General features: G+C 51.8%; 9 protein-coding genes and 1 tRNA gene. 2 read left to right on the top strand and 8 right to left on the bottom strand.

All coding sequences use genetic code 11. From position 1 onward, the window contains the following. Positions 1–175 precede the first annotated feature (175 nt). The 3 genes from AACX78_RS06835 to AACX78_RS06825 form a co-directional block, all read right to left on the bottom strand. Complete coding sequence (locus AACX78_RS06835) at positions 176–946, bottom strand: LuxR family transcriptional regulator (protein ID WP_201302803.1); 771 nt, start codon at positions 944–946, stop codon at positions 176–178. A gap of 346 nt (positions 947–1,292) precedes the next feature. Beyond that, entirely contained in the window at positions 1,293–1,895 is a 603-nt protein-coding gene (locus AACX78_RS06830; RefSeq protein WP_159165748.1) for a histidine phosphatase family protein, read from the bottom strand. Between the two features lie 50 nt (positions 1,896–1,945). Continuing rightward, positions 1,946–3,439, bottom strand: coding sequence for an SLC13 family permease (locus AACX78_RS06825; protein ID WP_201302802.1), 1,494 nt, complete (start codon positions 3,437–3,439; stop codon positions 1,946–1,948). A 267-nt stretch (positions 3,440–3,706) separates the two neighbouring features. On the opposite strand from AACX78_RS06825, the gene AACX78_RS06820 reads away from it, so the two are divergent. After that, on the top strand, positions 3,707–4,612 hold the full coding sequence (locus AACX78_RS06820) for a LysR family transcriptional regulator (protein ID WP_159165747.1): 906 nt from the start codon (positions 3,707–3,709) through the stop codon (positions 4,610–4,612). A gap of 757 nt (positions 4,613–5,369) precedes the next feature. On the opposite strand, the gene AACX78_RS06815 is transcribed toward AACX78_RS06820, so the two are convergent. Beyond that, positions 5,370–5,457 (bottom strand) — tRNA-Ser (locus tag AACX78_RS06815). 198 nt (positions 5,458–5,655) lie between these two features. Here AACX78_RS06815 and AACX78_RS06810 point away from each other — a divergent pair. Further along, positions 5,656–6,405 (top strand): DsbA family protein, encoded by a 750-nt coding sequence (locus AACX78_RS06810; protein WP_159165746.1) that lies wholly within the window; start codon positions 5,656–5,658, stop codon positions 6,403–6,405. A gap of 180 nt (positions 6,406–6,585) precedes the next feature. On the opposite strand, the gene galE is transcribed toward AACX78_RS06810, so the two are convergent. The 4 genes from galE to AACX78_RS06790 all read right to left on the bottom strand — a co-directional run bounded on the left by galE (position 6,586) and on the right by AACX78_RS06790 (position 11,170). Further along, positions 6,586–7,611 (bottom strand): UDP-glucose 4-epimerase GalE, encoded by a 1,026-nt coding sequence (galE, locus tag AACX78_RS06805; protein ID WP_159165745.1) that lies wholly within the window; start codon positions 7,609–7,611, stop codon positions 6,586–6,588. A gap of 83 nt (positions 7,612–7,694) precedes the next feature. Further along, entirely contained in the window at positions 7,695–8,702 is a 1,008-nt protein-coding gene (locus AACX78_RS06800; RefSeq protein WP_159165744.1) for a hybrid-cluster NAD(P)-dependent oxidoreductase, read from the bottom strand. 132 nt (positions 8,703–8,834) lie between these two features. After that, a complete protein-coding gene (gene hcp, locus AACX78_RS06795) occupies positions 8,835–10,484 on the bottom strand; it encodes a hydroxylamine reductase (RefSeq protein WP_159167469.1) in 1,650 nt (549 codons plus the stop codon). Between the two features lie 218 nt (positions 10,485–10,702). Continuing rightward, complete coding sequence (locus AACX78_RS06790) at positions 10,703–11,170, bottom strand: Dps family protein (protein WP_159165743.1); 468 nt, start codon at positions 11,168–11,170, stop codon at positions 10,703–10,705. Between the last annotated feature and the right edge of the window lie 123 nt (positions 11,171–11,293).

Raw genomic sequence — 11,293 nt, 5'->3', positions numbered from 1 at the left:
CGACCATGCCACTCTTTTTATTTCATATTTTTCAATGCATTAACAACATAGCTTTGCACCAGCCAGCTCACATGACGCAATAAGCTGCGCCCGACCACCGTTTACACCGGGAATAGTTGCTCTGCCAGCTGAATATTTCGCATATTGCGCAATTTGTTGCGCGATACAAAGTGAATCACTGCCCTTCATCCACATTGGCAACCAATGCCATCTCTACATTCAGTCTGACGACGCCCTGCTTCAGGGCCCATGAGATGGCCTGGCTCTTGCTGCTGGCTCCCAGCTTGCTCACTACATTGTTCAGGTGAAACGTCACGGTACGAGGAGTGATCCCCAATATCTGGGCAATGTCACTCACCTGCTTTCCCTCCGCCGCCCATCGGCACACCTCCAGCTCCCGCACGCTCAGTGCATCCTGCGGTGACAGACCGGCCAGACAGACCCTGGCTACCGCCTCGAAGATATGCATGGAGAGCCAGCTGAGAAATGGCACGGCCGAGAGCCACTGTTGGCTGCTACGTGGTGTACTGGTGATAAAGGAGAGCAGGCCCACATGGCCGTTGGCACCGTGCCAGGGAAAGGTCACGCCATCGCGAATGCCGAATTCGCTGGCCAGTTGCATCACCTCCCGGCCCTGCTCATCGCAACGCTCGTCATCGCGCGCCACATCGGCCCACAGAATGGGTGTGCTTTGGGTCATGCCGCGTTTGACGATGGGATCGATGGCAAAGAAGCCGCTGGCCGTGTAGGTATCTACCCAGGCTCGCGGGCAACCGTTGAAGATGATGACGTCGGGACGCTGAATGGTACTGGGGAAGATCAGGCCGAGCCTGAAATAATCGAACCCCATGCGCGCTGTCAGTTCACGCAACAGGGTCACTATGGTGCGCTCATCAGCGGCCGTCTCAAACTGGGCGATGAGATCCAGCGCATGCAGGGTGTTCATTTCTACGGTATGAGGATCGTGCACAAGATAGGGTGGCCAAACATGGAAACGTACCGCATGTTAACAAGCATAAACAACTCGTAAACCCGCTCCCATCACAGAACCAAAATTTTCCGGTAAATAATGCCTGCAAACTTGGCGTTTGCTACGTACACCACAGAAGTTTTAAACGAAGTTACACATTAATTTCGAATACACTAGACACCAGATAAACGTTCTATTGATAACCTCAAAAAACCATATGAATCTCATAAAATAAATTATAGAAATATAAAATACAAAGGTCTGCAAGACCATAGAGGGGGGAAGGTTATGACTCTTCCTTAAAGGAAGAGTCATAACCTAATTAATCCGCCACAGATTTATCAGGTGATAACCCACCTATGTTATAAGCTTCCAATTGAGGCCGGCATGAATGTCTGGAAAAATTAAAAATCGTCAGACTCCCAGGCGTTACAGGTAACAGTTGTGAAGGTTTCAATCCCATCAATATTACGCAAGCTGCTCGTATAACACCGCTATGTACTACAGCTAAAAGATCTCCATCGCCGGCCTGAACCCATGAATGAAGTGCCTTTTCTATTCTGGATAAAAAATCATCCCATTTCTCACCACCTTCAGGGGTAAACGTACCAGCCCGCCACTCATCATAGAGCACTTTTTGGGTAGCGATTAAATCAGGCTTGGATTGCCCTGTCCATACACCCATGTTCAATTCACGTAACTCAGGATCTGAGGGAGCCTGACTATATCCAATGATATCGACTGTTTGTCGAGCACGGCCAAGATCCGAGCTAACAACTCGTGCCGGAGCAAGTTCGCGGACATTTGGGATAATAGCCTTTGCCTGAGCAATTCCACGAGGAGAAAGAGGTGTATTCTCATGTCCTTGCAGACGTTTTTCTATATTCCATAGTGTTTCACCGTGTCTCATTAGAATAAGTCGCATATTTATACATCCTATTTATATTAAATTTCACCATTCATAGTCTATAAGTTTCACAAAGTATAACCAAGTAATTTGAACCAGCTCAACACCGCAATTGAAATAATAGTCGCACCAATAAAACAAGTGATAACACCATATTTCAGCTGATCTAGAACTGTAAAAAAACCTGTGGAGAAATAAATAGCATTAACTTTCGAATGAGGTGGCAATGTAATTGTGTATGTCAAGGTAAAGGCTGCTGCGAGAGCGAGTGTAACTGGATTAAGGCCTAATGTTTTAGCCAGTGCAATAAATGCAGGAATCAAAATAGTAGTACGTACCGTCTTAGAAGTAAAAATCATGTGGCTATACATACTTAGGAAAATAACCACTATATAGGTGGTAGTCGGAGTCATTGTTTCCAGTCCCAAACCATAGACTAGCTTACCAATTATCCATTGAGCTCCCTGGGTTGATTCCAATGCATTACCTGCAGCGTAGGCTCCGGCCGCAAATAACATCAAGTCCCATTTTATATTTGCCTCAGACCATGTCAGCAAGCCAACTTTCGGCATCAAACATAAAACTGCAGCTATCACAGCTGTCATATATACACTGATACTCCAGCCATTGAACCAGACTGCGTGATAGTCCTCCGTTGCCCATAGCACGACAGTAAAAATAAAGATCGCTATCGCTCGTTTTTCATTGCTAGTTATCTTACCCAGCGACGCCAATTCGGCTGTCAGTTTATTCATTCCTTCAGAAAAACCTACTTCGCCCTTGAATGAAAACAGCCGTAATCCTACGCCATAAGTAAGAAGCATAGTTAGAATTGCTGTTGGCATGCTGGCCATCAACCAATCCATATAACCAATATTTGCACCAGTTTGTTCTTCAATAAATCGAACAGCTATCATGTTTGCTGCAGTACCCGTCATGACACCAGATGTAGCAATAGCATCAGCTTGCACCCCTAGCAACATTGTTAATTTACCAAAGTTGCTTTCACCTGGGATAGCCCGATAAATTTCTAATAAAATAATACAAATAGGCACCATTAGGCTTGCTCTAGCGGTTGTCGATGGAACGAAAAAGGCCAATGCAAAGTTGATGAATATCAGAACCAATAGAGTTTTTTTAGGGGTCTGACCAAAATGAGTAATCATCCATAGAGCAAAGCGACGAGCCAGATTCGACTTCATCATGGCGGATGTCAAAATAAATGCTGAGACCATTAACCATATGACATCAAATCCCAGGGTGCTAAATGCAGCTTTTTCTTTTACTGTATTGGTCAGCACCAACATAATGATAGCAATTATGGATGTCAAATAGATGGGCAATGATCCTGACACCCACATCACCAAGGCTGAACAAAATATTGCCAATGCCTTTTTACCTTCAGCAGTCAGGCCTTCAGGAGTTGGCATAAACATCAAAACTAAAAACACTACTATTGAAATAGGAATGCCAAATTTATTCAAAAATGATGAGCTTTTTAGTTTCTTGTTTAATTGTTGAGGGGGCATATTATGCGATTCACCCAATGGACTGATGTTCATGCGACTTTCTCCTTTTAGCATGTGCCATGTTACTTTCATGAAAAACAGTATGTAAATCCAATTGCTTTTTTGAATTTAAGTCATAATATTTACCTATTAGGGGGATATCGATGGAGAAAGTCTATATGATGAGTGAGTGTCGACCCCAATAGTAACCCTCATGGTAGTAACTTGAAATCAGGAAGAAAATGATATGAAACCACTGTTCTTCTCACGCAGCTTATGGCATATATATTTTATAACATACCTAACTTTTAGGTGAAAATGATGAATTTAAATCAGCTTCAAGCATTTCTCATTCTGTCCGATTGTCTTAATCTGACCGAAACAGCCAATCTCATGCACTGCTCACAACCAGCAATGAGCCAGAAAATACGGACATTGGAGCAGGAACTAAACACAGTACTATTTGATCGCATTGGGAAGCGTATGCATCTGACTCATCAAGGGGAGGAGTTTCGCATTTACGCAGCACAGGTTATTAATACATTACAAGCAGCACATGAACATCTGCGCCAACTTGATAACCCGCTTAAGGGGACTGTTACATTTGGAGCCAGTAATTTTATTGGTGTCTATCTTATCCCAAGACTGCTTTCATTGTATAAAAAGCAGGCTCCAGATATTAAATTCTTAATAGATATTACGTCCTCACAACATTTACTACGTAAATTGGAGGCAAATGAGGTCGAGTTTCTATTACTGTCTGATCAGATAAAAATAGATTCAGAGCGTTACTTACTAACTAATTTTTATCGCGATACTCTGGTGTTGGTCAGCTCACCTAATCACCGCTTGGCGCAGCAGCGTCATTGTCAGTTGGCTGATTTGTGCAATGAAACTTTTCTGACCAAACCCATTGGCTCGGCAACACGCTCATTCCTGTTCAAGACGATAGAGTCCCATAACGTCCAGTTACATAATTTGCTAGAGATCTCAAGTCAGGAAGCAATTAAACAAGGTGTCATTCACAACCTAGGCATTTCTATTATTTCACGGCTGGCAGTTTCTCATGATATTGAAAGTGGAAGACTGGTCGAGATCCCTATAGAGGGGCTCACATTCGAACGAGGCATCCGCATCGTCCATCATGTGGAGAAATATATGCCGCCTGCAACTGCTTTATTTATAAAAGAAATTCAATTCCTTGCGAGGAGCCTATCAAAAATATGAAAGATGTTGACATTACCAATAATAAATTCGAGTAGCATTTACCGCTGCTATTAAAAATCATTTGTTAGGACTTAAGATAAATTAGCACGTATATAACCACTCTCATATGAGAAACTGCCTTATTAATAAATGCTGTACTAAAACCTATCACCGAAAAATGCACTATGGCATTCAATCATGTTCACCATCCTCCAATATCGACGCTCGATCTTTCATTAATGCCAAAGCCATCAGCCACATTGATAAATAGCAGGTCATCATAATCCCACAGCAAATGCTTTTCATCCCATAAGTCCCTTGAGTCGGTTGCGAGCCTCTCTCCTTAGACATCTTGGCCACTTTCTTCACCCACTGGAAATAGACAGGAGATAGTCGCTCAGACCGCACGTTGACGGACAGAGTAAACAGTGCTTCACGCAATTGACAGTGGAAGGATCCGTTGGAGCAGCCAACTGCATGATGATGCTATCCTGCGGTGGCTTCGGCGGTCACAGTCCCGTTTCAGCATAATGGGAATGATGGTCCATTTAGGAAGGAAGACTTGTAGTCAGGAGTAATGCTATCTGACCTGGCGGCAGAAAGGCGCACTTGTAACAGCGGTTGGCATCGAATTTTGCATGGTGTATTGGGAGACTAAAACCAAACCACAAAAGGATTTTACTCTTGTTTGAATGTGTGACCGCCAATGCCTTCGCGCATCATTTTTTACATAGCAAAAAGGCCATCCTTTCGGATGGCCTTTTTGCTATGTAAAAAATGGCGGAGGAGGTGGGATTTGAACCCACGGATGGTCGCCCATCGCCGGTTTTCAAGACCGGTGCATTCAGCCGCTCTGCCACCCCTCCGCGACAGTGCGGCGAATATTACCCATGGCGATCCGGCTTGTAAATCCCCTTTTGGTTCGTTTGCCGATTTATTGGGCTAAATGACGCATAAAGTCGATAGAACGGGCAGAAACAGCGCTTTTTCAACCAGATAACTTGACTTGAAAACAGACTCACCCACTATAGTGACCATCACGAAATTCCCAGCAAGATGGACTTATGAGAATCAAACATGCCCTGCTTTGCGCCCTGACTGGCACCACCCTGCTTGCGGCGCCGGTTCAGGCAAGCGAGCTGACCAAGAGCGATGTCGAGCAAATCGTGCGCGACTATCTGGTCAAGAATCCGGAGATCCTGGTCGAGATGTCCAATGCCCTGCGTGCCAAGCAGGAGAGCCAGCAGGCGGCCAACGACAAAAGCCTGATCGAGGCGCACGCCAAGCAGCTCTATTCCAATAAGGATCCCGAGAGCGGCAACCCCAAGGGCAGCCTGACCGTGGTCGAGTTCTTCGATTACAACTGCGGTTACTGCAAGCGCGCCCATCCGCTGATCAAGCAACTGCTGGGTGAAGACAGGGATATCCGCTACATCTACAAGCAGTTCCCCATCCTGAGCGAGACCTCCTACTTCGCGGCCCGGGCGGCGCTGGCGGTGCAACTGGGTCAACCCGACAAATACCAGGCCTTCCACGAGAAGCTGTACGCCCATCAGGGCCCGCTGTCCGATGAGGCCCAGGTGAAGCAGCTGGCGGAAGCGGCCGGGGTAAACTGGAGCAAGGTCGAGGCCAAGATCAAGGACGGCAGCATAGATCAGAACCTCGGCACCAACCGGGCGCTGGCCGAAGCCATGAGCATCTCAGGCACACCGGCCTTCATCATTGGTGACCAGATACTGCGTGGCGCACCCCGCGATCTGGCAAGTCTGAAAGGCTTCATCAAGGATGTGCGAGCGGGCAAGAGCATTCAGTAACCAGGCCCTTCGCACATAAAAAAACGCCCCGGCATTGCGATGCCGGGGCGTTTTGCCATTCAGGCTTTAGCCCTCAGAACTCCTGGGCCGTCGCTAGGAGCTTTCAGCAAGGCGAAGAGCTGCGCAGGGACCGGAGTTTATATGAATAAATGAGGCTCCCGAGCAGCGCATGATCCTTGATCACGGCTTCTCAGCAGGACCATAGCCGTTCGGGTTCTGGCTTTGCCAGCGCCAGGTATCGGCCATCATCTGTTCGAGTCCGCGCTCCGCCTGCCAGCCCAGCTCGTCACGGGCCTTGTGCGGCTCAGCCCAGCATTCGGCTATGTCACCGGGACGGCGCGGTTTGATCTGGTACGCTATGGTGCGTCCGCTGGCCGCCTCGAACGCCCTGATCATCTGCAGTACGGAATAGCCCTGACCGGTACCCAGGTTGTAGGTAAAGACACCGGTATCGGCAGCGATGCGGGCCAGCGCCTTGAGGTGACCGAGTGCAAGATCCACCACGTGGATATAGTCACGCACACCTGTGCCATCCGGGGTCGGATAGTCGTTGCCAAACACCCCCAGCTCCTTGAGCTTGCCGACGCCCACCTGGCTGATATAGGGCAGCAGGTTGTTGGGGATGCCGTTGGGATCTTCACCGATGAGGCCGCTCTCGTGGGCGCCGACCGGGTTGAAGTAGCGCAGCAGCACTATGGCCCAGCGCGGATCGGATTTGGACAAGTCACGCAGTATCTCTTCCACCATCAGCTTGGAGCGACCATAAGGGTTGGTCGCGCTGGTTGGGAAATCTTCCCGCAGCGGCACAGAGGCAGGATCGCCATACACTGTGGCCGACGAGCTGAACACCAGCCGGAACACACCCGCCTTGGCCATCTCCTCGCACAGCACCAAAGTGCCTGTGATGTTGTTCTGGTAGTAGGTGAGCGGGATCTGGCTCGACTCCCCCACCGCCTTGAGGCCGGCGAAGTGGATCACGGATTCAATCTTGTGGGCGGCAAACAGCTGCTGCAGGCAGGCTCTGTCCAGCACGTCCCCTTCAACGAAGGTGACCGGCTTGCCGGTGATCCGTTCGACCCGCTTGAGCGATTCCGGGGAGGCATTGGAGAGGTTGTCCAGTACCACCACCTGCTGCCCGGCACCCAGCAGCTCAACCAGGGTATGTGAGCCGATGTAGCCGGCGCCGCCCGTGACCAATATTGTCATTTGTTATCCCGTGTTCTGGTGAAACTGGGCAGAGTCTACCTGCCCTGCGTCATCGGGAAAAGCTTGAGATGCCAATGAAACCGTCAATAGTCGAGACTGATATCCCCCTTTGCGGTGCAGGAACAGGCCAGTGCGACGCCGCTCTCCAGATCCTGTGCACTCAGCATCATCACGCTCTGGCGCTCAATTTCGCCGGTCGTGCTACAGCGACAGGCGCCACACACTCCGGCGCGGCAGGCGGCCATCATGGTCTCGCCAGCCCCCTCCAGTGCGGCCAACAGGGTCTGGCCCGGCAGTATCTTCACCTTCTTGCCGCTTTTCTTGAGGGTCAGCCAGAAATGGTCGCTGGCGGCAGCAACCGGCACAGCTTCGGGCAGGCCGAACGACTCCTGATGCAACTGCTCCGCTGGCAACCCCAGCTCCGCCAAGATGCGACTCACAGCCGCCATGTAAGGCGCAGGGCCACACAGGTAGACGTGGCGAGCGAGCAAGTCCGGCGCCAATTCCCTCAGCATGTCCTGGCTGAGTCGGCCCACCCAGGGATGATCCGCCGAAGCCTGCTCCAATACTCTCTCCAGCACTAAGGCATGGCGCAGCCCGGGATGAGATTCAGCCAGCGCAGCCAGCTCATCTGAGAAGATCACATCCGCTGGCGAGCGGGCGCTGTGGATAAAGCGGATGTCTGCCTCAGGCCGTTTGGCAAGCTCGTCGCGCAACATGGCCCACATGGGGGTGATGCCGGAGCCTGCGCTGAGCAGCAGCGGTAGCTCGCAGGGCAGCGCCGCCAGGTTGAAGTCGCCGAAGGGGCCGTCAACCCGGATCTCGTCCCCCACCTGCAGGTTCTGGTGCAGATGGTGGGAGACTAGCCCCACATCCTTGATGGTGACTTGCCAGAAATCATCCTGCGGGCTGGAGGAGAGGGTATAGGCGCGGCACATGGGCTGGCCGTCTATCTCTGAGTGCAGGGTCACGCACTGGCCGGCCAACACGGGAGGCAGGCTGCCTGCGAGCGGCATGAACTGCCAGCTCACCACATCATGGGTGTCGGCGCGACGACCGATGCAGCGCAGGGTGAGAGAGGTGGAGGTCATCACAAGGCTCCTCATTTTGAAAACATGCTTTTGAAACACGACGCTTTGAAAAAAAGGCGAGCCATCAGGCTCGCCAAAGGCTTACAACATGCTGAGATGATCAGGCCGGCACGGTCTGCGGTATCACCGGATTCAGGCAGCCAGGATCTCGGCCAAATCCGCCTCGGCCGTGGTGGTCCCTTTCAGGCCGAACTGCTCCTCCAGCACCTTGAGCAGGGCCGGGGTCAGGAAGGCCGGTGCGGTCGGACCGGTGCGAATGTCTTTCACACCGAGCGCCAGCAGGGTGAGCAGGATGACGATGGCCTTCTGTTCGAACCAGGAGAGCACCAGGGTCAACGGCAGGTCATTGACGCCACACTCGAACGCCTCGGAGAGCGCCAGCGCCAGCTGGATGGCGGAGTAGGCATCGTTGCACTGACCCACATCCAGCAGACGGGGAATGCCACCTATGTTGCCAAAATCGAGCTTGTTGAACTTGTACTTGCCGCAGCCCAGGGTGAGCAGCAGGCTGTCTTTGGGGGCGGCCTTGGCAAACTCGGTGAAGTAGGCGCGCTCAGCCTTGTCGCCGTCACAACCGCCCACCAGGAAGAAGTGGCTGATTTCACCCGCTTTCACCTTCTCAATCACTGCCGGGGCGGCCTGCATCAGGGCATTGCGGGCAAAGCCGATGGTGATGAAGTGCTCGAGCTCTGTGTGCTTGAAACCGTCCAGCGACAAGGCTTTTGCCACCACTGCGGAGAAATCGTCCCCTTCGAGGTGCGTCACGCCCGGCCAGCCGACGATGGAGCGGGTGAAGATGCGGTCGCTATAGTCGCCCACGTTGGGATCTATGATGCAGTTGGAGGTCATCACAACGGCACCGGGGAAGTTGGCAAACTCCTTCTGCTGGTTTTGCCAGGCGGAGCCGTAATTGCCCACCAGGTGCGGGTACTGCTTGAAGAAGGGGTAGGCCAGCGCCGGCAGCATCTCGCCGTGGGTGTAGACATGGATGCCAGTGCCTGCGGTCTGCTCCAGGATCAGCTTGAGATCCACCATGTCGTGGCCGGAGACCAGGATGCACTTGTCAGGCACAGGGGTGACCCTTGCTTGAGTCGGCTCGGGGTGGCCAAACGCCGTGGTTTCGCCCAGATCCAGCATCTCCATGACACGGAAGTTGAGCAGACCAATCTCCATGGCGCAGTTGAACAGGGGATCCAACTCGCTCGGGTCAGTGCTGAGCCAGCTCATGATGCGATGGAACTCGGCGGCTACCTCGCTATCCTGCTGACCCAGTACCCGGGCATGTTCCATGTAGGCGGCAGCCCCCTTGAGGCCGTAGAGGCAGAGCAGACGCAACCCCATGATGTCTTCGTGCACCTCGCTCTTGCCGCGATTGACCGCGGTTTGCGGCGCATGAGCCAGCTGGGCGAGCAGCTCGTCACCCGGCTCGAAACCGGCGGCCTCGGGCAAGCCGGTGACTTGCACCGCCAGTGCAGTCAGACGGTCGGCCAGCTGCTGACGATGAGCCAGCGCCTGGTTGACATAGCCAACGATGCGGGCGGAGTCGAAGTTGACGTTGGTGAGGGTGGCGAAGAAGGCCTTGGGCACGAAGGCATCGATCTCGTTGTCGATGACACCGTGCTCGCGGGCAGCCAGCGCCCAGGCGCTGAGGCCCTGCAGCGCATAGATCAGCACATCCTGCAGATCCGAGGTTTCGGCCGTCTTGCCGCACATGCCTTGTGCATAAGCACAGCCATTGCCTGCCGGGGTACGAATTGTCTGTTCACATTGCACACAAAACATCATGCCTCTCCTAATTGGACATTTCAGTTGCTTGTTTTGTGGCGATTCTATGCCCCTCGCCAAAAACTTAATAGGCATTCAATTTGCCAATTAAGTTTTCATTGATGCAGATCAAAAACAAAAAAGCCGCCCAAACAGGGCGGCAAGCGGGTGGATAAAAGGAGAGACAACTCAGGTTTACAACAAAGGTTTACAACAAAACTCACATCAACAAGCGGTCAGGCCAGATAGGCGCGCAGCATCCAGACCAATTTTTCCTGCTGCTGCACATAGTCGGAGAGGATGGATGCCGTCCCCTCGTCACCGGCCTCGGCGGCTTGACCCAGGATCCGGCGCTGGGCGACCAGCAGCTCGCGGAAGCTCTCGAGCAGGGATTCGACACAGGCACGACCGTCATGCAGCCCCTTCTGCTCCGGGATGGCAGAGACTTTCAGGTAGTCGCTGAAACTGTGCATGGGTACCCCATCCAGGGTGAGGGTGCGCTCAGCCAAGGCATCGACCTTCAGCAGCAGATCGTTATAGATCTCTTCAAATTTCAGGTGCAGTTCGAAGAACTGGTTGCCGCGGATATTCCAGTGGAAGCCACGGACGTTCATGTAGAGGATCTGGTAGCTGGCCAGCAACTTGTTCAGCTCGGCGGCCAGGGTTTGTGATTGAACGGTATCAAGACCAATCGGACTTTTCATGTTTCACCTCCAGATTTGACGACGGAGCCAGATTAACGCCATCCAGACTCAAGAGGTAATCGTTGCTACCTGAGTGATTGATAGGGAATGACTATCGCCTGGTGTGACAACTCGCTGATTATC

It is taken from the genome of Aeromonas sp. 9A, assembly GCF_963900955.1.
GTDB lineage: Bacteria > Pseudomonadota > Gammaproteobacteria > Enterobacterales > Aeromonadaceae > Aeromonas > Aeromonas salmonicida.
This window is presented reverse-complemented; position numbering and strand designations above follow the sequence as displayed.